Here is a 24,788-nt window from a genome sequence, read left to right on the forward strand (position 1 = left end):
CGGCCTGCGCGGCAAACAGGCCGCTACACAACCAAGCCGCGAGAAAGAGTGCGATCCGGCGTGATTTTTGCAGTCCTGTCATCACGCTCATCGGCTCTGCTGTCTCCAAAATGCTGTTGGCCGGAAGAGCGGTCGCCCTGCATCCCCTGTGAGCCGGAATTGGCTTGGCCACCGGCTCTGCCGCCCGTCTGCTGGTCCTGCCCTGTCGTGCTTTGCTGGCTCGACTGGGTATTGGCTACAAGGCTGCTGCGATCGACAACAGAGATGGTAACTGCCGATGTATCATCAGCAACCCCTGCCCTCTGCAACGCCTTGCCAAGGGCTTCGTGATCCCTCGCAAGATGCTCTGCCGCCGCCTTGCTCTCCGCCATGAGCTGGATATGCATGCCCTCTCCGGTCAGGCGCAGGCGTGCAGTAACCGTGCCGAGTTCGATTGGCTGCAACTGGATCACAAGCGTTCTTGCAGCGCCCGTGCTGTGATCCGAGATGATCTGGACATCGGCAATGGGCTGGCGGTTCTGTGGTACTGGTGCAGCAGTGGCGGGAGCGGCGGTGTTGAGGCGGGTCTCAACAGGTGGCGCAGGTGACGCTGCCGACGGCGTATTATTGATCACTGGCGGCGCGACCTGTTCAGCCGCTTGCTTTGCATTGGTGCGGGACTTGGGCGCACCAGTATCAGTGGATTCAGCCTCGACTGAGGCAGGCTGTGGAATATCTGGTTTGACAGGTTCCGCCTTCGTCTCGGCATTTGCCGCGACCTTTGCATCAGGTTTTTGGAGAGCATCTGTCGACGCCTTCCTGTCGGTCTCTGGCAGGGTGTTGACTGGTTGCTCGTCAATACTTCCCTTGGATTCCTCAAGATCATCTTCAATCAGCTTCGGATCAACATCCAGCACCCGAACGGATTTGGCCTGATGCGGTGCCTGCTCACTGTCTGCCGGTTTCTGTCTGTCCAAAAGCTGTTCAAGAGCGAGAATGGACTGGCCGAACAGTGCCTGTACCGATGGCCCGGCATTTGCCTGTTCCTTATCCTTTTTCGTCTCTGGTCCATCGCTGATTTCAGAAACATCATCATCGGTGATCGCGGCACCAGCCTCCGTTGGCAAGCGCAGCGGTTTTGCCGCCAGCATGGATTTGAAATCAGGCGCATCGTCCTTGCCCTTGGCATTCTTTTTATCAGGAAGGCGATGCCCCTTGCCGGTATCCCCGACAATAGCGTCTTGCAGCGATCTGAGAGGCATATCAGGTCCGATGGTCATTTCTTGGCCTTCCCTAGAAGCGCGTCTATGGCGTCGAGTTTCTTGCGTGTCTCATCGATCATCGGATCAATCGTTACCTCAGACTTCGGCGTATCGACCTTCACCTTTATATCCGTCGTCGCAGCGCCCGCTTTCACGACGCTCTTCTGCGGTGTTTCCCCCGGTACGACGGAAGGCTGCTCCAAAATCCGACCGCCCATGGCCGTTGCTGCTTCCAGGAGCTTCAGATCGCGTTCATGCAGCCGGTCTTTCGGCAATTCGGACAACATTTTGACGGCATCCGTGGTCTTGTCGGTGCCAACATTGCTGATGCCAAGATAAAGCTGAGCCTGTGTATCGTCAGTCTTGATTGACTGCGCCAAGGCCTTGGCTTTCTCCGACATGAAGCGGGCGCGCGGCATATCACCAACAACAATCGCACCGCGCGCGATACGCAGATAAAACGGCAGGCGAGCGCCGGTCCACGCCAACGAAGCTATTTCTTCGATCTCGTCATTGCTGATCTTGCCCTTGAGCACCATGACCGCATCGACCAGTTGCCGGAAGAAATCCTCCGAATAGGGCGACAGGGCAAAACGCTGCAGATAGTTGCGTGCGAGCAGCTTCACCTTTTCCTTGTCACCAAGATTGGCCGCCATCATCAAGCCGCGCCGGAGCGCCGCTTCCTCAAGCAAAGTGCCCGGTGCGGTGAGCCGAATAAAGTCAAGACGCTTCAGGGCTGTCGGTGCATCAATGGCCGCAAGCTGGGCCGCCGTAACAAGCGAGATCGACGCAACGAGTTCGCTCGGTATATCCGGCGGCAACTCGCCGCTGAAGTTATCGACAATGCCAAGAGGATTGCCATCCGCATAAGCAAGCGAACCGGCGACAAGCTTGGGGCTGATACTATCAAGTTTCGTGGTTGTGAGGATATTGCGAACAACCTGCGGATTACCGCCATTGAGGAGATAGATCAGGATGGCATAGGCATTGGCAGGCTTCTGCCACACATCAGGACTGGCCGCTTCAAGCTGCCCGGCAATATGGCCCAGAACCCGGTTGAGCATGGGAAGGGCTTCCGGCTTTCCCGAGGCAACCTGATCCTGCAGCATGCGCATCGAGCGCACCAGCAGATAGGGTTCCGGCGATGGCATATCGGCATGGGCAATGCCAAGCGGCAAGCCCATAAATCCGATCAGCAGCCATCGCAAACGAAAGCCCTTCATCATCTCTTGGCCGTTTTCAGAAAGATATCGATACGCCGGTTCTGCGCCGCATAGGGATCAGCAGGAACTTTGGGATCGCGATCCGCATAACCTTCCACACGCAGGATGCGCTTGGCATCAAGTCCGCCTCGCGTCAGCATGTAATAGGCCATATGGGCGCGTGCCGATGACAGGCGCCAATTGTCATAGCTATCGCTCTTGAAAGGACGCGCATCCGTGTGGCCGCTGATGATGACTTCACCCTTGCGGGTGGCGATGATCTTGCCAATCTGATCCAGCACCTGCACGACGCGCTTGTCGGGCTTTGCCGATCCGATGGCAAACATGCCGTAATCAACCTTGTCAGTCAGCTGGATCATCACGCCCTCGTCAGTGGGAACCACCGTAATGTCAGGCGTCTTTTCATCAGCCGCAGCACCCGTCTTCTGGGAAATCTCTGCCGCAAGTTCGCGCGCTGATGCAACCTGCGCCGCATCTGGTTGTTGATCGCCCTTTGCCGGAGTAACGGCGACGGCGGTTTCAACAGGCTTGGCTGACGCGTTTTCAACCTTCTGCTGTTCCGCCTGCTGCTTGGCATTTGCAGCATCGGGTGTCTTTGACTCAGCGGGTCCCTGTTGTGCCTCGGCCTTGGCTTCAATGCCTGCCACACGCTTTTCCAGCTGCTCCTGTGAAGGCGGCGGGACGGCGGGACTGTCGGTCAGCGGGAAAAGATCGTCTTCCACATGGGTTGACCAATAGTTTGGGTTGAAAGGATCGCGATAGGCATCTCCGCCCTCGGCACCCGTCGATGGGCCTGCTGCACTTGAACCGCCTTCACCCTTGGCAGACCGGTTCTGCAAGACACCGGAATCCGTGGCAATCTCCGCAAGGACGGCATAGGGGTCTTTGAAAATCTGCCGCTCTTCCGTCTCCGGTTTGGATTGCTGATCCTTTTCGTTGCGGGCGCTCTTCGTTTCCGCATCGGTGGAATTGGGCCGCTCGAAACGTACCTTGCCTTCCTGATTGTCGGTGGCTTCGATGCCCTTGGGCCTTGCCTGCCTGTCCATCAGTTTGACCGGATTGAAATAGCTCGCCACCGCCGCCTTTGTTTCTTCGTTGGCCGCATTGATGAGCCACATAACCAGAAAGAAAGCCATCATCGCGGTCATGAAATCCGCATAGGCAATCTTCCAGACACCACCATGGTGGCTGTCTTCACCATCATTGCGGCCACGCCGAACGATAATGATTTCACGGCGGGTTTCCGGATCAATATTCATCGGGTTGTATCCTTCACCGCATCAATCAGACGGCCCAGCCGCGTCTCCACAACCACATCATCGAGCTTCATCGACAGTTCCGATTGGTCGGACTGCGTGACGGAGAACCGCATCAAATCGATACCGGGCCGATTGCGCAGCGGATCGATCAGATGTGCCGGGCCTGATATGTCAATCATCACCCCTTCAAGCCCCTTGGTCAGGCGCTCGATTTCGGTTGTGAAGCCGGTGATCGCACGTTCACGCAAATTCTTTTCAACCAGTGGTGCAAGTACAGTTGCAAGATTGCTGGAGAGCTGCGCCGACACAGCCGTAAGCCCCTCTTCCAGCTGTTCGAACATGCGGTCGCCGATGCGCTGCATGAACTCGGCTTCCGCCGCCGCCAATTGCTCCAGAAAATCGCGCTCCAGCCGCAACTTTTCAGCCTCAAAGAGCACGGAGGCTTCGGACTGACCCTCGGCGCGGCCAAGTTCGAAGGTTTCCTTGATTTTCAGCTCGATATTGATGAGTTCGACAACATCCTCAGGCGCAGCATCGCCATCAAACAGTTCGGCGCGTTCGCGCGTGGCTGCCGCAAAGACGGTAATCCGTTCATCCGGCACATGTTTCGGCGTGAAATCTGTAAGCACGCTGGCGATAGATCGTGCCATATCAAGCTGCCTCGTGAACCCACTGTTTCAGGATCGCCGCGACACGCTCTTCATCCATCTCGATCATCTGTTCCAAACGGTTCTGCGCCGGAACGCGCATGCGCCGCCGAAGCTCGCTCAGATCGTCATAGGGCAAGCTCTGGTCCGAATTGGTTGCCAAGGTCGGCTGCGGGCGTGACGTTGCGGTGAAGTCAGGCACGGCAACATCCGTACCCGCGACCAATTGCAACGCATCCTGAGGCTTGGCCATTTCACGCATCAGCGGGCGCACGCCAAACCACAGGATCAGACCGACAGCAACGATCAGCGCCGCCGCATTGACGAAGCTGCCCGCCTGCCGGAAAATCGTCTCCGATAGCGGCGTGGCGGCTGGTTGCAACTGCTCATCGGTTGCTTCCATGAAGTTCAGCGCGGTCACGGTGATGACATCCCCACGCTTCTGGTCAAGACCAGCGGCGGTTGCCACCAGCTCGGTGATCTTGGCGATCTGCTGTTCGACGAACTTGTCAGGCACGGGCGTTACGCCTGCCGTGGCCAACAGGCGGGCCTGATCGATGACAACGGCAATCGACAGGCGCTTGATCTGGTAACTATCGCTGACGGTCGAAATCGTCTTGGAATTGACCTCGTAATTGGTCAGTTCCTCACGCTTGTCGGTTTTTTCGGTGGAGCTATCACCGTTCTTGCTCTGGATTTCTTCCTGCGGAATATTCTGTTCGACACCCGTGGCATTATCGCTCTTTGAGTTCTTCGAATCGCCACTCTCACGCACAACACGCACAGAACGTTCTACGCGCGATTCCGGATCGAAGACGGTCTCATTTGTCTGGCGCTTATCCGTATCAAGCGCCACCTGAACGCTGGTCTGGAAATGACCAATGCCCAGATAGGGCGCAAGTGCTTTGCGGATATTGTCATCGACGGAAGACGACACATTCTGTTCCAGCGTTGCCGACATGACTGCACCGGCATTGGAGCCATCATCCTTCGATGCGAGCAGGCGGCCATTCGTATCAAGCACGGTAACTTCGGATGGTGTGAGCTGCGGAACGGCAGCGGCGACTAGCTGGCGGATGGACTGTGCCGATTCCATCGAGAACCCGCCTTCGGTGCGGATCACTACGGAAGCGGACGGCGCCTGATCGCCACGGCGGAAACTGCCCTTCTCGGGAAGAACGATATGAACACGCGCTGCCTTGATGCCACGGATTGCCTGAATGGTCCGGGAAATCTCGCCTTCCAAGGCGCGCACCCGGGTGATTTCCTGCATGAACGAGGTCAAACCGAGCGAACCCATATTATCAAAAAGCTCGTAGCCGGCATTGTTGCTGGTGGGCAGACCTTTCTCAGCCAGATACATACGGGCCTGATCCGCCTTGCCGAAAGGCACAAGCACTGACGTTCCGTCAGACTTCACATCAAACGGTATACCTGCTTCACCCAGCGCCATGCCCATGCGGTTCACATCATCGCGGCTGAGGCCGACATAGAGCGTCTCATATTGCGGGCGATTGAGATAAATACTGGAAATAAGAATCGCGCTGAACAGTGTAATGCCGATAATGGCGAGCCCGACGAGCCGCCTTGCACCCAGCTTCTTCATGGCGTCCAGAAACTGCCCGAAAGACTGTCTGATATTCTTTTCCATTAATGCCCACCACGCTTGCGTCATCCGACCATAGAGGTCGAAGCTTGCGCGAAGTTAGCCCCAATGAAAAAGGCCACGCACGAGGCGTGGCCCAAGTCAGAATTGATCCCGAAGGATCGTCACCCTTAGCCGCGGAACAGCTGCTGGATGCTCTGGTTGCTTGCATTGGCAATCGACAGCGCCTGAACGCCGAGCTGCTGCTGAACCTGCAGAGCCGACAGACGAGCCGATTCCTTGTTCATGTCAGCATCGACGAGCGAGCCGATACCGCGATCAACGGCGTCGGACAGGGCACTGATGAAGGACTTCTGTGTGTCGATACGGCTCTTGGCGGCACCGAGCTGCGAAGCACCGGAAGCAAGGCCCTTAACAGCAGCTTCAACACCAGTCAGGATATCGTCGAGCGCCTTGTTGTCGATGGTCGCACCGGAAACGTCGATCGTCAGGATCGAAGTCTGAGTGGTGGTTGCACCGGTTGCAGCTGGCGTTACGGCGAATTCCTTATCGAGAATGCCGGTCTTGCCTGTTGCAAGCGTATCGATCAGGCGGGTGTTCTTCAGAGCAACGTCGATCGATCCGGTTGTAACTGCACCGGTAGTCGCATTGCGGTTGTACGAAGCAACGACGCTGAAGTTTGCAGTTGCAGGAACAGCATCATTGGTTGAGTCAGTGCTGAGAAGGTTGGAGCCGGCGTAAGAAGCGCCTGCATTTTCCTTCAGGGCGCTGATCGCAGCATTGATCGCTTCCTGGTTCTTCTTGCGGTCGTCGACGCTGGCGTTCTTGGAAGACAGGACCAGGTTCTTGATCGTGTTGACCGAGTCAATTGCCTTGTTCAAGGCAGCATAGGCGGTATCAACCTTGCCGCTGCCGAGACCGAGAGCGTCCTGAATAACGGAGTTTGCACCATTGTCTGAGCGCATGGTTGTAGCAATCGACCAATAAGCGGCGTTGTCAGAAGCTTCGGAAATCTTCAGGCCCGTAGCAATACGGTTCTGTGTAGTAGCAAGATTCTTGTTGGTAACAGACAGAGTCTGGAGTGCAGTCATTGCTGACGCATTGGTAAGAATGCTGGACATGGAAAGCCCCTATAAAAAGATACATGTGATGGGGACATGTCGGATTAAAACCGACTTAACAGAGCGGCATGATGCCTGTAACCGAAGCGGTCACCTGTTATGGACGTTAGGACTACGACGTAAGTGTTACAGTTTCAATAACGTTCAGGATTAATTTTTTCTGCATGGTTACGAAAACGAGCGTATCAGGCTGCCAACCAGAATATTCCAGCCATCGATCAGCACGAAAAACAGAATTTTGAACGGCAAGGACAGCACTGTCGGCGGCAACATCATCATACCCATGGACATGGTGAGCGTGGCAACGATCAGATCAATCACCAGAAATGGCAGAACGATCAGAAAGCCGATTTCGAAGCCGCGGCGCAATTCGGAAATCATGAATGCCGGAACGAGGATACGCATATCGACGGCCTCATTGGCCTTGGTGCGGAAAGATTCGTCCGCCAAGTCTTCGAACAGCCGCAAATCCTTGTCACGCACCTGCCGCAGCATGAATTCGCGGAACGGCGTGGTGATCTCGCGAATGGCCACGTCTTGCGTGATCTGGTTGTTGACCAGCGGCTGCACACCATTTTGCCATGCCCGGTCAAACACCGGAGCCATGACGTAGAACGTCATGAACAATGCAAGGCTGATCATGACAAGATTGGCAGGCGTTGTCTGCAAACCGAGGCCCGCGCGTAACATGGAAAAGGCAATGGCAAAGCGGGTAAAGCTTGTCGCCATGATCAGAATGCCGGGCGCAATGGAAAGCACCGTCAGCACTGCCAGCATCTGGATGATCTGGCCACTGGTGGAAGCGCTGCCCTGCGGGATCAACCCATCGAGGAGCGAAGGTGTTTGTGCCATGGCGGTTCCGCCAAGAACAAGCAGCAGCAAGGGCGTCAGCAGACGTCGTTTCATTCCATCACCAATGCCCAGATATAGACTTTCTCGACCTTGCCCTCGGAGCGCATGCGCGCCCTCTCCTGCAGATCCATACGCAGATATTCAAGCCCAGCCGCCCCGCGCAATTGCATGAGGTTTACGGTTCGCAGGAACGCCATGAAATCACCGGCAATCGTGGCTGCAAGTTCGTCGGAGACTTTCTCGCCGGGTTTTGCCACAACGCCTGCTTCCAGCCTGATCCAGACATCCTGCGGGATTTTCACGTTGGTGAGGATCGGCTTGAGCGCAACGACAGTGCCGGATGGCATGTCTGCGGATGCGGGACGGGATTTGTCGCCAGATGCAGCGCTTTGCCCTGTAGGTACGTTCAGCCCCAGCTGTGAGCCAAGAAACCAGCCACCAGCCGCCGCGATCAGGGTCAGCACCACCACCGCAGCAATCAGCGCCATGCTGGACGGTGCTTTTGGTTGGGGTGTTGTGTCTTCGGCGAGCGTGCTCATATCATTCAGATCGGCGACACGGTGTCGAGGACCTGCTGGCCCCAGGCGGGTTGTTGTGTTTCACTCTGACGGCCACGACCGCCATAGGAGATGCGCGCTTCGGCAATCTTCTCGTAAGAAATGACGTTGTCGCCTGAAATGTCGCGCGGGCGCACGACACCAGCGACATTCAGCACACGCAGCTCGTAATTGACGCGCACTTCCTGTGAACCCCGGATCACCAGATTGCCGTTCGGCAGAATATTGGTGACGATAGCCGCGACCTTCAGCACGATCTTCTCGGACCGTTCGATCTTGCCTTCTCCCTTGGTGCGGCTATCGGATTTAAGGTTGAGATCGCCACCAATATTGCCCGCCTCGAACCCGCTGCCGTTGATATCAGCCTTGCCGCCAATATCTGACGAAGCCACGCGGGAGCGGCTGTTCTTATTGTCAAACTTGGCTTCTTCGTTGATCGCGATGCTAACAGTGAGCACGTCACCCGGATTGGTGGCGCGTGGGTCGCGGAAGAAGCCGGCCGCACGATCCTGCCACAGGGAATAGCGTTTTGGCTGCGGCTGGGTTGGGTAGTAGGACGGATCGGCCACGCTGAATGTCTGGCCAACGCCAGCACCCACCGGCGACATTTGTGGTGCGCGGTTCAAATCGCGAAAATTGTCGGCACATCCTGAAAGGATGACAACACTGACGATGGCAAGCAGGGATGCCGCTTTTTTCATTGCGCGGTTCTTTCTTTATTTGTGACCACACGCGATCCAACGATCACACGGGCAAGCCGGGAGGATTTTTCCGGCGGCATTTCATTCAGGATAACGCTGGAGACGCGGGGATTGAGCTTCAACAACAACGCGGCGGCGGCTTCATCGCCCATCATTGCCATTTGCGCGGCAGCAGCATCCGGACGCATTTTGGAAATGATGCCAACAAGTGAATCCTCGGCCTTGTCGATGAATTCATCACGGCGTTTCAGCCAGACCTCATATTCCTTGCGCTTGGCTTCCAGTTCCTGAATACGGCTGTCAATATCTGTCCGCAACTGTTCCAGCTCGCGGGTCTGCATGGCATAGCGCGCATCTGCAGCCTTGTCGGTTATATTGGTGCAATAGCGGTCGATTTCCTGCCCGGTCTCATCCTTGGGCGCTGTATCCTGCGCCCAGCCGAAGGACGGGACCGCAAGAAGTGCCAAGGCAAGGATACCGATTTTCACGCCTGTGCTCATTGGACCACCAGCTCCGCGTGCAATGCGCCCGCTGTCTTGATGCCCTGAAGAATGGCGATGATACCCTGCGGCTTTACGCCGATCTGATTGAGACCTTTGACGAGGCTCTCAAGATCGGTACCGCCAAGCACACCAATCTTCGATGTCTGCTGCACCTGAATATCTGTGTTGGGTTCAACCGCCGTCACACCATCGCTAAAGGGTTCCGGCTGCACAACGGTCGGCGTCTCGGTGACGCGGACGGACAGGCTGCCGTGACTGATGGCAACACGCGATATCCGCACTTTCTCGCCGATGACCACCGTTCCGGTGCGCTCATCGACAACAACGCGGGCAACTTCATCAGTTGGAACAGGCAGACCTTCAATTTCAGCCAGAAAGCGGGCCGCTGTCATGTTCTTCGGCTTGCGCAGGCGGATGGACTTTGCGTCACGCTCCTTGGCAACCGGCTGGTTGTAGCGCCGTTTGGCAAAGGCGTTAATCGTATCGGTAATGCGAACAACAGTTGTAAAATCCGGCTGGCGCAACTCGACGACGAGTTCGCCCTCCTGACCAAAATTGCCGGAAACTTCCTTTTCAACCAGAGCACCATTGGGAATACGCCCGCTGGTTGGAACGCCCTGCGTAACTTTTGCCGCATCACCCGAAGCGGTAAACCCTGAAACAATCATATTGCCCTGCGCCGCCGCATAGACCTGCCCGTCAGCACCAGCCAATGGTGTCATCACGAGCGTGCCACCCGACAGCGATGTCGCATCGCCAAGCGAGGACACTGTCACGTCAATACGCGAACCGCGCCCGGCAAAGGGCGGCAGGTTGGCAGTGACAATAACGGCTGCAATATTCTTGGCGCGCGAAGCACCAGCGGGCGGACTGATGCCGAGATTATCCAGCATGGCACGCATCGATTGCTCGGTGAATGGAGCGTTGCGCAGACTGTCGCCTGAGCCATTCAGCCCGATAACGAGACCGTAACCGACAAGCTGGTTTTCGCGCACGCCCTGAATGGCGGCGATATCCTTGAGCCGGGCGATAGCGCCACCATCACCGAGTGGCGAGGCCGGCCCACCCCAGCGTCCCTCATCCACCTCTTTCTGCCAGGCGGCCTGCGCCTGTCCAACGGTCTTGTAACCCTTGTCTTTGGGAGAGGATTCGCCCGCGTGGAGCGCGGACGTTACAAAGAAGGCAAGCAGGGCTATCGCGAAACGCCTGATCATTGCATGCCCACCTGAATGCGTCCATCGGCAAGGATGGTGCCCGATACGGTGATACCGCTGTCGAGATTGCGCACCTTGATGAAATCGCCAACACGGCCAGCCTCAAGCGGTGTCCCGCGCGCTGTGATCACCAGCGCACCCGTATCATAGACCAGCACCGCAGGAACGCCGCGCTGGACCATATCCGGCTCATTGACCGCGGTCAGAAGGATTGGTTGGCCCGGTAGCAATGTCCGGCGCGATATTTTGCCGACGAGCTGGTCTGACGAAAGGACATATTGAGCTGCCGCACTGGCACGGATGGTAAAATACTTTTCGGTCAAACCGGCATTGCCGATGGTCTGACCCGGATAGATGATCTGCGATGGCACCAGAAACGCGATGCGTTCGGCGCGGGCGGCAACGGAAAAGACCAGCGCGCACAGGCAAAGTGCCAGCACGCGGATGGTCCAGTTTCCAATGATCTTTGCCGCCGTCATCATTATCCTCAGCGCAGGTTCTTCGATACGACAGACGCCATTTCATCGGCCGCCTGAATGACTTTTGAATTCATCTCATAGGCACGCTGGGCCGTGATCAGGTCGGTGATCTCCTTGACCGGATCGACATTGGAGTTTTCCAGATAGGCCTGCTTCAGCGTGGCAAAACCGGGATCACCGGGCACGCCGACAACGGGATCGCCCGACGCATCGGTCTGCTTGTAGAGATTGTCGCCGAGCGGTTCGAGACCAGCCTCATTGGCAAAATTGGCAATAGTCAGCTGACCCAGATTAACAGGTGGCGTCTGGTCGGAAAGTTTTGCGAAAACCTGACCGGACTCGCTGATCGTGACTTGAAGGGCATCGGTTGGCACGACAATATTGGGCTCTACAAGATTGCCGTTCAGCGTCACCAGCTGACCCGTTGCATTGGTATTGAACGCACCGGCGCGGGTATAGAGTATTTCCCCGGCGGTGTTCTGAATCTGGAACCAGCCGCGTCCCTTCAGTGCCACGTCAAACGGATTGCCCGTCTGGTTGAGGCCGCCCTGAAGATGCAGGTTGCGAACAGCCGATGTCTGCACACCAAGCCCGACCATCGCGCCTTCGGGGATAATGTTCTGGTTGGCCATATTGGGCACACCGGCACTGCGCTCGGTCTGATACAGCAAATCCGAGAATTCAGCCTTTGCGCGCTTGAACCCGGTTGTGTTGATATTGGCGATGTTGTTGGCAATCACTTCCAGATTGAGCTGCTGGGCATTCATGCCTGTCGCCGCGATGGTGAGCGCTTTCATTCTGTTTCCTTAAATCGGCATACGGCTGATTTCGAGATAGGCCTGGACGATCTTGTCGCGGATGGCGATGGCCGTCTGGAGCGATTTTTCGGCGTCCATGACCGCATTGACCACATCGCGCGTCGGCACGTCGCCAGTCATGCTCTTCAGCGAAACCGCCTCGGCATTTTGCAGCTTGCCGCTAAGCTGCGACAGGACATTGTCGAAGGAAGGCTGGCCGGTTGCTGCCGCAGGCGAAGATGCGCCCGGCGTGGATGTCTGGTTGACGGTTTCCGACAACTTGGAAAGAGCGTTGCGGGTGGAAACACTGAGAAGCTGGTCTATCATCAGGAATTCCTTAGGAGATCGACGGTCATGGCAATCAGCTCGCGTGCTTGCTTGACGACCTGGAGATTGGCTTCATAGGAGCGGTTGGCTTCACGCATATCAGCCATTTCAACAACCATGTTGACGTTGGGATATTTGACCATGCCCTTGGCATCGGCCGCCGGATGGCTTGGATCATATTCTTCGGTAAAGGCTGATACGTCGTGGCCGACCTCGGCAATGCGCACCGTTTCGACGCCGCTGCTGCGATCAAGCTCGGTGGCAAAGGATACGGTCTTGCGGCGAAAGGGATCGCTGCCAGCCGTTTTACCTGTTGATTGGGCATTGGCCAGATTCTCGGAAACAATGCGCAGACGCGTCGATTGAGCGTTAAGACCGGATGCGGCGACTTTGAGAGCGGCCTGTAATGGATCGGACATCTATTCAGTCCCTCACTTGACCGCCGACAGCATCATGCGGTGAAAAGCTTTCACGATGCTGGTGTTGAGGGCAAATTCTCGGTTGATCTCGCCTGATTTAACCATTTCGCCTTCAAGGCTGACGGTATTCTTCGAATGGTTCTGCTCGGTCACATCATCCTTGCGCAGGGCAGTCGCAGCGATACCGGATGCATTGATTTCGAGGTGTTTGGAGTTGGTCGCTGACATGGTCAGCTGGGTCTGTTCCAGCACATCCTTGAATGGCTCGACATCGCGCGCCTTGAAGCCCGGCGTATTGGCATTGGCGACGTTGCCAGCAACAGCAGCCTGCCGAACGGACAGCCACTCAGCCTGACGTGATGCCAATTCGAACAGATGAATCCCCTGCATGTCCCTGCCTCTCGCGCCCAACCAATCAACTGATGCCAATCTAGGTGGTCAATCTTGCGTGAGACTTGCGGCGTGGTCAGATCGGGAACTTCTGACCGCGCCATGAGCCATTTGCTCAATTCGTGCGGCTGATCACTTCACCGTCGGATGTCTTGATCTGCCACGACCCTGATGACGTGCCCCGTTCAATGGCTACAAGCGTGCTTCCGTCCGGCAGAGGCGATCCTTTTTCAACAAACCAGTACCCGGTATTGTCTTCGATCATCACCAGACCGCCCACCACTTCGCGCACCAGAAACACCGGTTTATCCGGAAAAGGTTGTTTGCTGGCAGCCTTGATCCCGGCAAGCCGGTCGCCTGTCAAAGCGGATGTGGTCGCGGTGATCATCGGATCAAGCGCACCATCTCTTGTCTTGGACAGCGAAGCCTCGGTGCCATTGTTCTTGCGCACGACCTTCTGGTTTGTCCGGTCAAGCGGATCGCGAACAGTTTTGCCGGTTGGTTCAGGCTTCGGACGCGCTTCCAGAATATCGTAATACATGACAAACGGCAGAATGGCGCAGATGGTGGCAAGGACAAAGCCCGCACCCTTGATATAGCCGTCGAAGCGCTTGTCGCGCTGGCGCGGCTGCACTTCCGCCGCGTCATTTGCCGGCGATGCATCTACAGGTTTTTGTTTTGTCATGCCCCCTCCTTTGGCCGTAGCGCTGCGGCGAGATCACTATAGGAATCCATCGAAAGCGGCGTGGCCGGTGTTTGCTGCATAGCGTCGTAAATGCGTGGAACCAGATTGACGGCCTGATCAAGCAGGGGATCGCTTCCCGCCTGATAGGCACCGATCATGCGCAAATCGCGGGTCTCCTCGTAACGGGCAATCAGTCCGCGTAAACTCGTGACGAGCTTTGCCTGTTCGGGCGACCAGTTGTGCTGGGCCAAACGCGAAATGGAGCCGAGAATGTCCATAGCTGGGAATCGCCCCTGCGCAGCAATGGAGCGGTCGAGCACAATGTGCCCGTCCAGCGTGCCGCGAATGGCATCGGATACCGGATCATTGTGATCATCGCCATCAACAAGAACGGCATAGATACCGGTGATTGTCCCGCCATTGGATGATCCGGGACCCGCACGCTCGAGCAGGCGCGGCAACTGACTGAACACGCTGGGTGGATAGCCGCGCGAAACCGGTGGTTCGCCCGCTGCAATGGCGATTTCCCGCGCCGCATGGGCAAAGCGCGTGATGGAATCAACGATAAGAAGAACATTGTCGCCGCGATCGCGGAAATATTCGGCAATTGCCGTTGCGGTGTTGGGTGCGAGCCGCCGCATCATCGGGCTTTCATCGCCTGTCGATACAACGGTGATGGTCTTGCCAAGCTTGCCAGCCATCGTGTCTTCAAGCATGTCGCGCACTTCGCGGCCGCGCTCTCCGGTCAAAGCCAGCACAACGGTGTCAAAATCCGTCGCCTTGGTCATCATGGCAAGCAGCGTGGATTTACCAACGCCTGACCCCGCAAAGACGCCCATGCGCTGGCCAAAACACATGGGCGCAAACACATCAACGACATTCACGCCGGTGCGCAGACCTGTTTCAACGCGGCTGCGGTTCATCGCAAGCGGCGCAGCGCAATCGACGGGTTTGGGGTCGTCGCCTGATGTCAGCAACCCCTTGTCATCAAGTGGAAGGCCAAGCGCGTTGATAACCCTGCCCTTCCAATCGGGCGCGGGGGCAATACGGAATGGACCTTCCGGGAAAACCGGCGTGCCAAGCGACGGCATGATCCGGTCATTGAAAGGCTTGACGAGAACCTGTGCCTGCCCGATCCGCACCACCTCTGCGGGGTACAATTGATTATCGCTGCGGATAGTGACCATATCCCCGAGCTGGGCGCGTTCGGAAATACCGCGCACACCGATGGCCGAACGTGAGACCTCGTTGACATAGCCCCCAATGGCAACCGGAGCCGGAGATGTGACGACCTGCGAAACAAGCCGGGCCAGCGCCTCGAGACTTCCCGTCCCGCTGCTCATTGTCGGCAAGGCTGTTTCAAGGTCCTGCATGTCTATCCGGCCCGCTCAGGCATCAGCTCTTTGATCCGAGCGTCTTGATGGCTTCGGAGAAAGTACCCTCATTGCCACGCAGCAACGCATCCACCCGCTCGAAGGCGCGGGTAACACTCATCAGCCGGGTCATTTCGCCAATTGCATCGACGTTCGACCCCTCAATGGCACCCTGAATGACACCCGCATGGGGATTGTCGAGAACAGGCTGGGCTGCAACACTTGGAATAACTGCGGAATTGTCAAAATAGGTCAGTTTGGCATTGGGGTTGATGGTGAACAGGCCGATCGAACCGAGCTGCCTCTTGTTCTGATAAACTGCGCCATCGGCGGCAATCTCCGGCGGACCGCCATTCGGGTCGATCACCAGCGGCTGCCCACCCGCATCAAGAATGGGATAACCCTTGACGGACAGAAGCTCGCCTGTTGTTGACATCTGCATGCGCCCGTCGCGGGTATAGACCTGTCCGGCTGGCGTTTGCATGGAAAACCAGACATCGCCCTTTGCCGCCATATCAAGCGGATTGCCGGTCTGGGTTATCGGGCCAGCTTCAGTCTTGATGTAACTCTGGCCAGCTGAAACGAAGCTTGAATCCTCGGCGGCCTTCGAGACCATGGTTTCAAATTTCATGCCCGTGGCGCGAAAACCCGGTGTCGACATATTGGCGACATTATGGGCCAGCGCATCAAGGCGGCGTTCCAGCGATATCTGCGATGACAGGCCGACATAGATCGAGTTTTCCATCAGCGGCCGCCAAGCTTGAACGATTGCAGGGTTGTCAGAATGCTCTGCGAGATGCCGACCGTCATATCACCTCCAATAAGCATGGACGGGATACTGGTTGCCGTCGAAGGATTGTTCATTTCATACATGGCGGTAAAACGGGTGAGGAATTTCTCAAGTTTCGCCGGGTCTTTCAGCGATTTCAGATCAAGCTTGTCCTCAACCATCTTGGCCTGCCGGTCGATGTCCATATTGGACGTTTGCGCCGGTATGGAGAACGTTGTCTGGAAAACCTTCAGCAGCGCCTTATCGCCAAGGATTTCATAGGCATTGGTGATACCAGGGGCTTTCCGCGCAAAATACAGTGCAAGCCGCACGCCCTCATTGTCCTGGCCCGCTTCCTTCTCCAAAGTCTGACGCGCATATTTGTCTGTCACCGGCTTGAGCACAGCCGGTTGGCTCGTTGCCTTGTCGCCAAGCTTGGCGAAATTAAAGGTCGTCGCAAACTCGAGATAGCGTTTGTCAGTCAGCTTGCTGGCAAAACTGTCCTTGCCGGTACCTTCAGTCAGAACTTTGCGAATAAAAGCCTTGGCGAAGTTCATGTCCTCAAGGCCCATGGCTTTCATGGCATATTTATACAGACGATCATCCTTCATAAAATCGTCGATGGTTTTCACCTTGCCGATATTCTTCAGATAATAATCCGTATCACGCTGAACCGCCGGCTCCTTGGCCACGCGCGTCAGCGAACGCGTCAAATCTGACGAGATCAATTTGTAGCTGGTCATGGTATTGATCATTGCACCGGCACTCCCAAAGCTTCTCCGTTATCTGTGCCAAATCAAGCTTGCCTGAAGCTGTCCGTCTGTTTCTGATCAATCGTGAACCTGTCACCGCCTGCAAGGTTCACGCAAGCCGGACTTGGTAGTGCTGCATTGCTGGCAATATTTGCAGGAGAGTGCTTTGGGTATCCTTGTTGGACTTGTAGTAACGATGGGGTGTCTCCTTGGCGGTTTCATTGCCATGGGCGGACATGTCAGCGTCCTCATGCAGCCGTGGGAATTCGTCATTATCGGCGGTTCCGCACTCGGTACTTTCCTCGTTGCCAATCCGTTTTCGGCGGTCAAGGACACGGGCCGCGCCTGTATGGAAGCCTTCACCAACAAGGTGCCGAAACAACGCGACTATCTCGATGTGCTCGGTGTTCTCTATGCACTGATGCGTGAGCTGCGCGCCAAATCGCGCAATGAGGTGGAAGTTCACATCGACAATCCCAATGAATCATTGATCTTTCAGGCCTTTCCAAGCGTCCTTAAAAACCACGACCTTACCCAGTTCATTTGCGATTACTGCCGCCTGATCATCATCGGCAATGCGCGCTCGCATGAAATCGAAGCGCTGATGGACGAGGAAATCCACACGATTTCCCGTGACAAGCTCAAGCCCTATCACGCTATGGTCAGCATTTCCGAAGCCCTCCCTGCCCTCGGTATCGTTGCGGCTGTGCTCGGCGTGATCAAGGCCATGGGCGCGCTGAATGAATCCCCCGAAGTGCTGGGCCATCTGATTGGTGCTGCATTGGTTGGCACCTTTGCCGGTATCTTTCTTTCCTATGGCGTGGTCGGGCCGATTGCCACCAAGATCAAGACGACGCGCGAAAAACAGAACCGTCTCTATATGATCGTCAAACAGACGCTGCTCGCTTATATGAATGGTGCATTGCCGCAGATCGCACTTGAATATGGCCGCAAGACAATTTCGGCCTATGATCGCCCATCCATCGATGTGGTCGAGCAGGAAACGATCTCCACCGTCCCGCTACAGCAAGCGGCATAGGCTGAATTATGGACGTCGAAGCAGAACAGAAAAGACCTGATGTGCTGGCGGAAAGCATCCTGCGCGCTGCGGGCATGTCAGTTGACGATCTTAAATCGCTTGAGACTGTCTTCCGCGATCTCGCGACGACCTTTGCCGGCAAAATAGCCAGCCAGACGGATGTGGCCATTTCGGCTGAGTTCGTGCGCATGGAGTCCATTGAGAAGGATGCCATATCAAGCACATTGCTGCGCTCGGGCCTGATCGGAACCGTGCAGGTTGTCAAATGGGGATCGCGGCTGCTGTTTGCCGCAGATCGCGCTTTCGTCGATTGCGGCATCGATGCGTTGTTCGGCTCCGGCGCAAGCCAGGATAACCCGCCGCACCGGCCAATGACATCTGTTGATCTCGGTGTAGCCCGGCAAATCTTCTCCGATGTAACCTCATCGCTGGATCATATGTTTTCAAGCGGCGGTGAAGCGCTGTTCCAGATCGCCGAGTTGACGGAAGCGGCGCATTTTTCGACCGCAACGGTCAACGATACGCGCATGATCTGCTGCACCATGCTGCTCAAGGTGGGCTGCCATAGCGGTCAGATCATCATCATGATGCCACGTTCAAGCTTCCGCCCCATGCAGGATGCGATTGCGCGGATGCTGCAACAACCTGCACACCATTCCGACCCCACATGGGCGAAGAAGCTGCGTCTTGAAGTTAGCCGGGCGCATATCGACATCGAAGCCTTCATCCAGCAGGGCTCAATGACGCTTGAACAGATTGCCCTGTTGAAACCCGGCCAGATCCTGCAACTGCCCAAAGACGCGATCAATCAGGTGCGTCTGCGCAGTGGCAAACAGGCGCTTTACAAATGCCGTCTGGGCAAAACCGGCACTGCATTCACCGTGCGTATTACTGATCCGATCAATGAAGAAGAGGACCTGCTCGATGAGCTTGCTGCTGGCTAATCTCATTTCTGCTGCCCTGATAGCAACGGGGCTTGCGGTCTTCTTCGTGGCTTTGCGCAAGGCCAACCGTTTGACGGCGATGAGCCACGCCATGGCGCAGCAGGTGGCGGGCTCGGCCAGGAGCCTCGAGCAGGCGCTGCTCTTCCTGCAGAATGAGCGCGAAACCTGCCGTGACGAAAGCGTTCGTCTTGAAGCCAAGCTCAAGGATTCTGATCGTGCCCGTTCGGAGATGACCCGCGCCATTCATCTGGTCGAGCGGGTCAAGAACGACTTCAAGAACAATGTGCATCCTTTTCCAACTCCGGAAGCCATCCAGCGGACAGCTACTCCTGCATCTGTTGCTCAGCCAGCACCAGCGGCTCCCGCCGAAGCGCGCAGCGAACCGGCCGCACCAGCAAAAACCCTGCCTGTTTTCGTCAATCGCATTGTTCGCAGTGCTGATGTGGCAAATGCCGTCCTTTAACCCCGTTTGAACCGGATTCACCCATGACCATTTCCGACAAGAATTCCATTGAAGACGAGCTTAACGAGGCAATTGAAGATCTCAAGCGCGATGAACCGCAGCCGAACCGCAAGCCTGCAGGATCAAAGCCCAATATCGATCTCATCATGGGCATCCCCGTTGATGTACAGGTTGTTCTCGGCAGCACATCCATGCCTGTGGCCAATCTGATGAAACTCGGCCGGGGTGCAGTCGTCACGCTCGACAAGCAGATCGGCGATCCGGTTGATATCGTCGTCAACGGACGGGTGATTGCCCGCGGTGAAGTGATCGTGCTTGAAGATGACTCGTCACGCTTCGGTGTCAGCCTGACCGAAGTGATCGGCAGCGGCAGCTGAAACACATAATTTTCGCCTTCCCTTTTAAAGCATGAGAAGCCAGACCGCATGAGCGATCAAGATACACCACAGAGCGAAAGCGCCATTCAGGACCTCTCCGGCCCGGAAAAGGTGGCAGCATTGCTTGTGGCAATCGGGCGGCCTTCCGCATCGCGGCTTCTCAAGCATTTCAATGCAGATGATCTGCGCTCGCTTGCCGGTCATGCACGCAAGCTCGAGCCGATTACACCGGGTGATTTTGAAGAACTGGTCAAGGAATTCGAAAACGCCTTTGCCGATGGTGCCCCCGTCTCCGAAGCCGGAATGCGCTTCGAAGGGCTGTTGCGCGAGACACTTTCAGCCGAAGAGGCCAGCGCCGTCATCGAGAACCGCCGTCCCGAATTGCTGACACAGGAATCAGTTTGGGACGTTCTCCCCCGCGTTTCTCTCGATGTCCTGCAGACTTACCTGTCAACGCAGCACCCGCAGGTCACAGCCTATGTCATTTCACGGCTTCCCTCCGACATTGCCGCACGGCTGCTGATCAGTTTTGGCCCGCAGGAACGCGGGGCAATCATCCAGCGTACCCTGCATATCCGCAAGGTTGGCCCGTCGACAATCGCCATGCTCGAAGCTGTCCTGCAGCGCGAAATCACTGGCAAGGAAAATGCAGGCTCGGAAAAGAGCCATCACGGCACCATTGCCAATATCATCAACCAGCTCGAAAAGTCGGAGATCGACGAATTGCTGGCGGGCCTCACCGAACTTGGCGCGGAGGACCTTGCCAAGATCAAGGCCAAGCTCTTTACGTTCGAAGATATCATCCGCATCTCGCAGCGCGCGCGTCTCATCCTGTTTGATGAAATCCAGACGGATGTCGTCACCTCTGCATTGCATGGCTGTGAACCGCGTCTACAGGAACTGATCCTCCAGTCGCTCTCGACGCGTGGTCGCCGCATGGTTGAGACCGAATTGTCCAGCCAGACGAATATCAATGCCAATACAGTCACCGAAGCGCGCCGCTCCATCGCCCGCACGGCCATTGCCCTTGCTGAACGCGGCGATATCAAGCTTGAACCGCAAGAACCCGAAACATGATCCAAGGGTTCTGCTAGACCATGTCAGACGATACTGACAAAGAGAGCAAAACCGAGGAAGCAACTGAGAAGAAAATCAGTGATGCGGTCGAGAAGGGCAATCTTCCCGTATCGCGCGAGGCGCCGATCCTTGCTTCCATCGTCGCCTTCATCGTCATCATGGTCTTCGTTGCCGTTCCAAGCGGCTCTAAACTGGTTTCGTTCCTCTCGGCACTTCTCGACAAACCGGAAGAATGGCGGCTGAACAGCGCGCAGGATGCCCGGCAGTTGTTCAGCATTGTCGGCATGGCTGTTGGCGCTGCCCTGCTTCCCGTCTTCATCATCATTCCCACAGCTGGCATTCTCGCATCGGTTTTGCAGAATGCACCGCGACTGGTCTTTGACCGTATCCAGCCGCAGTTCTCCCGCGTTTCCATTGTAAAGGGCTGGTCACGCATTTTCGGTGCTGCCGGGCGGGTGGAGTTTCTGAAATCAGTCTTCAAATTTGCGGCAGCCAGCATCATCGTTTTCATGATGTTCTTTCGCAGCAGCCATTTCTTTGTCGATACCATCATCACCGAACCAAGCCAGTTGCCGGAACTTATCCGCTCCAATATCACCCACCTTCTGGCTTCGGTGACTATTGCCGTCACCGCGCTTGCAGCCTTCGACCTTGCCTGGTCGCGCATTCACTGGCGTAGCGAGCTGCGCATGACCAAGCAGGAAATCAAGGACGAGCACAAACAGGCCGAAGGTGATCCGCTGCTCAAAGCGCGGCTGCGGTCACTCGGTCGCGACCGGGCGCGCCAGCGTATGATTGCATCGGTTCCAACAGCCACGCTGATCGTCGCAAATCCGACACACTTCTCCATTGCTCTGCGCTACAGTCCGGCGAAAGATCCAGCCCCTATTGTTGTCGCCAAGGGGCAGGATCTGATTGCTTTGAAGATCAGGGAGATTGCCGAAGCCAATGACATACCGGTTTTCGAGAATGTGCAACTAGCGCGTGCATTGTACAAGCAAGTACAAGTCAACAATGCAATTGCGCCAGAATTTTACAAAGCGGTGGCAGAATTGATCCAGTTTGTTAATGTACGACGTAAATAAAAATTCGTTTCCAATCGGATAAGCAGCAGATGAAGAGAACGCAATATTCGGTTGCCCGGGTCGAAATTATTACAAGACATCTGACTGAGGTCATTGATGACCTTCGTCTTGTCGATGTTGCTGACTATATTGCCTTCATACGATGCGAGCTGTTCGGCAACATTGCTGACATTGTCAATTCGGCGACGGAGCTGACATTCTATCCGGATACGCTGACATTCGGTCTTGGCGGAGAATATGCGCTGGACTGGGATGCGCCACCGCGCGTGATGCTCGACCTTGAATTCAGCAATATGGGGGTCAATGCCTACTTCCGGCTGACACTGTCTTCCGAAAGTGCTGATATCGACCTGCACCATGTGCGATTTGCCGAAACGGGCCATACCCCTGCACAGAACACGGCATTGCTGGCCCAAGCATTTGAAAACGCGCGCCTGCCGCAGCTATCGGCGTCTGCACAGGCCTAGAACACGCTTTACAGATAGGCTTTGGCAACAGTCGGTATGTCAATGACACCCAAAGCGAGTGCCGTTGCCACGGTCGATGTCCTGTTGGAACAACCAAGCTTGTTCTTGGCGTTCTGCAGATAGGTTACCACCGTCCAACGCGCGATATTAAGGATCTCACCGATCTCTCCATCGGTTTTGCCGTTTGCCGCCCAGAACAGACAGTCAATCTCGCGCTTGGTCAAAAGATTGGAGATGATCGCCGCCAGCGAGGGATTGCGTGTGCCGTGCAGCGCATTGTGAATGCGCGCCGATGCGGCAGCCAACTGCTTGCGCTTTCGGTCGATGAATGAGGCCTGCTCTGCCTCTTCCACGTCAAAGGTCAGGAGCGTGATCCCGCGAAACCCGAAAGCATTTGTTGAACAGATGGCCAGATGGAGATTGCCCAGCCCGCGCCGCTCGGCATCCTTGAAATAGCGCCTTACAGGCAGTGGCAAGGTTGTATCGGCAGTCAGGTTGCGGATTGTACCCGGTGCATCGGCGCGCGGCTGAAACAGGCTCATACCCTGCATGATAGGATCGATCTTGAGAAAGTCCTTGGCAAAATAGCGCAGCAGCCAGCTGATCGGATAGGTCATGAGAAGCGGTACATTCTCATCAACCACATCACTGCCGGGCCGTGACTCGGGATGACCGACATGGGTAATATAGCGGCAGCCTATCTGCTGCTTGACCTCAAGAAGCATCGCAAGCGTGTCCGTCGCGACTGCGTCCTTGAACAAACCTTTTTGGAAATCGGGAAAATGAGCCAGTTCGAGCGACATCGGATACAAGTCATTCCTCTTTGCCTGCAGATCGCTGGCTTCCGCAACGGTATTTTTCTGGTTTTCAGATAGCTTATAATTACAGCGAATTAAACAGCGTGTTCATGCTCGCACGAGACTGACGGACAGACAAGACGATGAACAATTGTATTTGCACTTTTTCACATATTTGCTGAAAAAAACAATTTTTAGTTGTCCAATGGAGACGCAATCCTACCTGCAATCTGTGATTGTTGACGTTAACAGCAACAAATTGCGCCCTAAACACCTGTGTTCAAGTAAATTAATTCAAATTTCGGTCATTTTACCTCAGAAACCGGTCACACCCGTGAGTCGCGGAAATGGCTCGGCATGCGAACACAACCTGCACGCGCATGACCTGTAATGTGCGCATTCCTGTGAGGCTTGCTCACTCTCCCGTCGCCTCAATCAGGGCAATGTGCTAATTCCATTGCATGGGCGCCATTTCAAACGACAGCTTCTTCGACACACTTCCGGTCTTCATTGAATTCGAAGGCGTCGCGGATGCGAATAATTATAAGCCGCTTCCGGATGACTGGCTGCTGGCCGTGGCAGATATTGTCGGCTCGACCAAGGCCATTGAAGAAGGGCGCTACAAGGCGGTGAACATGGCGGGCGCCAGTGTCATCTCTGCCCTGCTCAATGCGCTGGGCAAAAGGGATTACCCCTTTGTTTTCGGGGGCGATGGCGCGCTGGTGGCAATTCCCGCTTCCGCCGCCGGGCAGGCACGTCAGGCCCTCGCTTCTGTTCAGGCCTGGGTGAAGGATGATCTGCAGCTGAGTTTGCGCACGGCGCTCGTACCCATGACCGACATCAAAGCACAGGGGCTTGAGGTGCGCGTCGCGCGCTTCAGCGCCAGTGCGGATGTCTTCTATGCCATGTTTACAGGGGGTGGCAGCAGCTGGGCGGAAGCGCAAATGAAAGCCGGCAAATATGCGGTTGAAGCGGCCCCATCCGGCGCTCGTCCTGATCTGACTGGCCTCTCCTGCCGCTGGAACCCCATTCAGGCGCGCAATGGCGAAATCCTGTCGATCATTGCCATTCCGGGTGATGCGGGCGCAACCGCGCCATTCCAGCGTCTTGTGGCAGAAATCATCGCCATTGCTGCGGAACAAAGCCGTGGTTCCCATCCGTTGCCGGAAGAAGGACCACCCATTGCGTTCAATACAAGCGGTCTTGAAACCGAAGCACGCGCCACGGCGCCTAAGGGAAAGCGTTTCCTGCGCAAGATTGCGATCCTCGCCCAGATTGCCCTGACCGTAAGCCTTGACCGGCTTGGCCTGACATTCGGGAATTTTGATCCAAGACAATATAAGCGCGACGTGGCGCAGAATTCGGATTTCCGTAAATTCGACGATGGCCTGAAAATGACCATCGATATTGATGCTGCAAGATTGCAGCGCATTGAAACGCTTCTGGAGCGCGCCGCGCAATCGGGCATTGCACGTTTTGGCCTGCACAAGCAGGATTCCGCATTGATGACCTGTTTTGTGCCGACGCCCATGTCACGCAACCATGTGCATTTCATCGACGGCGCATCGGGCGGCTATGCCATGGCCGCAAGCAACCTCAAGGCAAAGCTCTCCTGACGTTCAAC

The 24,788-nt window shown here is 56.0% G+C and carries 29 protein-coding genes; 8 read left to right on the top strand and 21 right to left on the bottom strand.

All coding sequences use genetic code 11. From position 1 onward, the window contains the following. Nucleotides 1-23 precede the first annotated feature (23 nt). The 20 genes from FHW17_RS21655 to FHW17_RS21750 all read right to left on the bottom strand — a co-directional run bounded on the left by FHW17_RS21655 (nucleotide 24) and on the right by FHW17_RS21750 (nucleotide 16,918). Nucleotides 24-1,259: a flagellar hook-length control protein FliK gene (locus FHW17_RS21655; RefSeq protein ID WP_112525467.1), complete on the bottom strand. Its 1,236-nt coding sequence runs from the start codon at nucleotides 1,257-1,259 to the stop codon at nucleotides 24-26. After that, entirely contained in the window at nucleotides 1,256-2,467 is a 1,212-nt protein-coding gene (locus FHW17_RS21660) for a chemotaxis protein MotC (protein ID WP_112525465.1), read from the bottom strand. The genes FHW17_RS21655 and FHW17_RS21660 overlap by 4 nt, the downstream gene beginning before the upstream one ends. Then, a complete protein-coding gene (locus FHW17_RS21665) occupies nucleotides 2,464-3,723 on the bottom strand; it encodes a MotB family protein (protein WP_112525463.1) in 1,260 nt (419 codons plus the stop codon). The genes FHW17_RS21660 and FHW17_RS21665 overlap by 4 nt, the downstream gene beginning before the upstream one ends. Then, complete coding sequence (locus FHW17_RS21670) at nucleotides 3,720-4,373, bottom strand: hypothetical protein (RefSeq protein ID WP_112525461.1); 654 nt, start codon at nucleotides 4,371-4,373, stop codon at nucleotides 3,720-3,722. Before FHW17_RS21670 ends, FHW17_RS21665 begins: the two co-directional genes overlap by 4 nt. A 1-nt stretch (nucleotide 4,374) precedes the next feature. Further along, nucleotides 4,375-6,021, bottom strand: a complete 1,647-nt coding sequence (gene fliF / locus FHW17_RS21675; RefSeq protein ID WP_112525459.1) for a flagellar basal-body MS-ring/collar protein FliF — start codon at nucleotides 6,019-6,021, stop codon at nucleotides 4,375-4,377. A gap of 125 nt (nucleotides 6,022-6,146) precedes the next feature. Then, entirely contained in the window at nucleotides 6,147-7,097 is a 951-nt protein-coding gene (locus tag FHW17_RS21680; RefSeq protein ID WP_091885104.1) for a flagellin, read from the bottom strand. A gap of 168 nt (nucleotides 7,098-7,265) precedes the next feature. Continuing rightward, the gene (gene fliP, locus FHW17_RS21685) at nucleotides 7,266-8,003 is read right to left on the bottom strand and encodes a flagellar type III secretion system pore protein FliP (RefSeq protein ID WP_091885106.1); all 738 of its coding nucleotides are present in this window, start codon (nucleotides 8,001-8,003) and stop codon (nucleotides 7,266-7,268) included. Continuing rightward, on the bottom strand, nucleotides 8,000-8,488 hold the full coding sequence (locus FHW17_RS21690) for a flagellar basal body-associated FliL family protein (RefSeq protein WP_182510810.1): 489 nt from the start codon (nucleotides 8,486-8,488) through the stop codon (nucleotides 8,000-8,002). The genes fliP and FHW17_RS21690 overlap by 4 nt, the downstream gene beginning before the upstream one ends. A gap of 5 nt (nucleotides 8,489-8,493) precedes the next feature. Continuing rightward, nucleotides 8,494-9,207 carry a flagellar basal body L-ring protein FlgH gene (flgH, locus tag FHW17_RS21695; protein ID WP_182510811.1) on the bottom strand — a complete coding sequence of 238 codons (714 nt, stop codon included), beginning with the start codon at nucleotides 9,205-9,207 and terminating at the stop codon, nucleotides 8,494-8,496. Continuing rightward, nucleotides 9,204-9,707, bottom strand: a complete 504-nt coding sequence (locus tag FHW17_RS21700) for a MotE family protein (protein ID WP_112525453.1) — start codon at nucleotides 9,705-9,707, stop codon at nucleotides 9,204-9,206. Before FHW17_RS21700 ends, flgH begins: the two co-directional genes overlap by 4 nt. Continuing rightward, nucleotides 9,704-10,795 (bottom strand): flagellar basal body P-ring protein FlgI, encoded by a 1,092-nt coding sequence (locus FHW17_RS21705; protein WP_227988541.1) that lies wholly within the window; start codon nucleotides 10,793-10,795, stop codon nucleotides 9,704-9,706. The genes FHW17_RS21700 and FHW17_RS21705 overlap by 4 nt, the downstream gene beginning before the upstream one ends. A gap of 125 nt (nucleotides 10,796-10,920) precedes the next feature. Then, complete coding sequence (gene flgA / locus FHW17_RS21710) at nucleotides 10,921-11,406, bottom strand: flagellar basal body P-ring formation chaperone FlgA (RefSeq protein ID WP_348643770.1); 486 nt, start codon at nucleotides 11,404-11,406, stop codon at nucleotides 10,921-10,923. A gap of 5 nt (nucleotides 11,407-11,411) precedes the next feature. Further along, entirely contained in the window at nucleotides 11,412-12,200 is a 789-nt protein-coding gene (gene flgG / locus FHW17_RS21715) for a flagellar basal-body rod protein FlgG (RefSeq protein ID WP_112525447.1), read from the bottom strand. Nucleotides 12,201-12,209: 9 nt separating this feature from the next. Next, a complete protein-coding gene (locus FHW17_RS21720; protein WP_113096721.1) occupies nucleotides 12,210-12,527 on the bottom strand; it encodes a flagellar hook-basal body complex protein FliE in 318 nt (105 codons plus the stop codon). Further along, a complete protein-coding gene (gene flgC / locus FHW17_RS21725) occupies nucleotides 12,527-12,946 on the bottom strand; it encodes a flagellar basal body rod protein FlgC (protein ID WP_112525443.1) in 420 nt (139 codons plus the stop codon). The genes FHW17_RS21720 and flgC overlap by 1 nt, the downstream gene beginning before the upstream one ends. 12 nt (nucleotides 12,947-12,958) lie before the next feature. Then, nucleotides 12,959-13,336 (bottom strand): flagellar basal body rod protein FlgB, encoded by a 378-nt coding sequence (gene flgB, locus FHW17_RS21730; RefSeq protein WP_182510812.1) that lies wholly within the window; start codon nucleotides 13,334-13,336, stop codon nucleotides 12,959-12,961. A gap of 115 nt (nucleotides 13,337-13,451) precedes the next feature. After that, on the bottom strand, nucleotides 13,452-14,021 hold the full coding sequence (locus FHW17_RS21735) for a hypothetical protein (RefSeq protein ID WP_182510813.1): 570 nt from the start codon (nucleotides 14,019-14,021) through the stop codon (nucleotides 13,452-13,454). Continuing rightward, nucleotides 14,018-15,364, bottom strand: a complete 1,347-nt coding sequence (fliI, locus tag FHW17_RS21740) for a flagellar protein export ATPase FliI (RefSeq protein ID WP_227988542.1) — start codon at nucleotides 15,362-15,364, stop codon at nucleotides 14,018-14,020. Before fliI ends, FHW17_RS21735 begins: the two co-directional genes overlap by 4 nt. Nucleotides 15,365-15,416: 52 nt before the next feature. Continuing rightward, nucleotides 15,417-16,142 (bottom strand): flagellar basal-body rod protein FlgF, encoded by a 726-nt coding sequence (flgF, locus tag FHW17_RS21745; protein ID WP_112525437.1) that lies wholly within the window; start codon nucleotides 16,140-16,142, stop codon nucleotides 15,417-15,419. Then, the gene (locus FHW17_RS21750; protein WP_112525435.1) at nucleotides 16,139-16,918 is read right to left on the bottom strand and encodes a DUF1217 domain-containing protein; all 780 of its coding nucleotides are present in this window, start codon (nucleotides 16,916-16,918) and stop codon (nucleotides 16,139-16,141) included. The genes flgF and FHW17_RS21750 overlap by 4 nt, the downstream gene beginning before the upstream one ends. A gap of 163 nt (nucleotides 16,919-17,081) precedes the next feature. Between FHW17_RS21750 and motA the strand changes: the two genes are divergently transcribed. From motA to FHW17_RS21785, 7 genes are read left to right on the top strand one after another with little or no spacing between them, the layout of a single operon-like run. Beyond that, nucleotides 17,082-17,954, top strand: coding sequence for a flagellar motor stator protein MotA (gene motA, locus FHW17_RS21755; RefSeq protein ID WP_091885139.1), 873 nt, complete (start codon nucleotides 17,082-17,084; stop codon nucleotides 17,952-17,954). Between the two features lie 8 nt (nucleotides 17,955-17,962). Further along, the gene (locus tag FHW17_RS21760; RefSeq protein ID WP_182510815.1) at nucleotides 17,963-18,898 is read left to right on the top strand and encodes a FliM/FliN family flagellar motor switch protein; all 936 of its coding nucleotides are present in this window, start codon (nucleotides 17,963-17,965) and stop codon (nucleotides 18,896-18,898) included. After that, complete coding sequence (locus FHW17_RS21765; protein WP_182510816.1) at nucleotides 18,879-19,361, top strand: hypothetical protein; 483 nt, start codon at nucleotides 18,879-18,881, stop codon at nucleotides 19,359-19,361. The genes FHW17_RS21760 and FHW17_RS21765 overlap by 20 nt, the downstream gene beginning before the upstream one ends. 23 nt (nucleotides 19,362-19,384) lie before the next feature. After that, complete coding sequence (gene fliN, locus FHW17_RS21770; protein WP_091885144.1) at nucleotides 19,385-19,738, top strand: flagellar motor switch protein FliN; 354 nt, start codon at nucleotides 19,385-19,387, stop codon at nucleotides 19,736-19,738. Between the two features lie 48 nt (nucleotides 19,739-19,786). Beyond that, a complete protein-coding gene (locus tag FHW17_RS21775) occupies nucleotides 19,787-20,815 on the top strand; it encodes a flagellar motor switch protein FliG (protein ID WP_112525429.1) in 1,029 nt (342 codons plus the stop codon). Between the two features lie 20 nt (nucleotides 20,816-20,835). Further along, entirely contained in the window at nucleotides 20,836-21,900 is a 1,065-nt protein-coding gene (locus tag FHW17_RS21780) for an EscU/YscU/HrcU family type III secretion system export apparatus switch protein (RefSeq protein ID WP_182510817.1), read from the top strand. Nucleotides 21,901-21,929: 29 nt separating this feature from the next. Continuing rightward, complete coding sequence (locus FHW17_RS21785) at nucleotides 21,930-22,367, top strand: hypothetical protein (protein ID WP_113096719.1); 438 nt, start codon at nucleotides 21,930-21,932, stop codon at nucleotides 22,365-22,367. Between the two features lie 8 nt (nucleotides 22,368-22,375). On the opposite strand, the gene FHW17_RS21790 is transcribed toward FHW17_RS21785, so the two are convergent. Further along, on the bottom strand, nucleotides 22,376-23,170 hold the full coding sequence (locus FHW17_RS21790; protein ID WP_112525423.1) for a LuxR C-terminal-related transcriptional regulator: 795 nt from the start codon (nucleotides 23,168-23,170) through the stop codon (nucleotides 22,376-22,378). A 455-nt stretch (nucleotides 23,171-23,625) separates the two neighbouring features. On the opposite strand from FHW17_RS21790, the gene FHW17_RS21795 reads away from it, so the two are divergent. Further along, a complete protein-coding gene (locus tag FHW17_RS21795) occupies nucleotides 23,626-24,780 on the top strand; it encodes a DUF3095 domain-containing protein (protein ID WP_182510818.1) in 1,155 nt (384 codons plus the stop codon). Nucleotides 24,781-24,788: the final 8 nt, after the last annotated feature.

This window comes from Phyllobacterium sp. P30BS-XVII, assembly GCF_014138335.1.
Lineage (GTDB): Bacteria > Pseudomonadota > Alphaproteobacteria > Rhizobiales > Rhizobiaceae > Phyllobacterium > Phyllobacterium meliloti.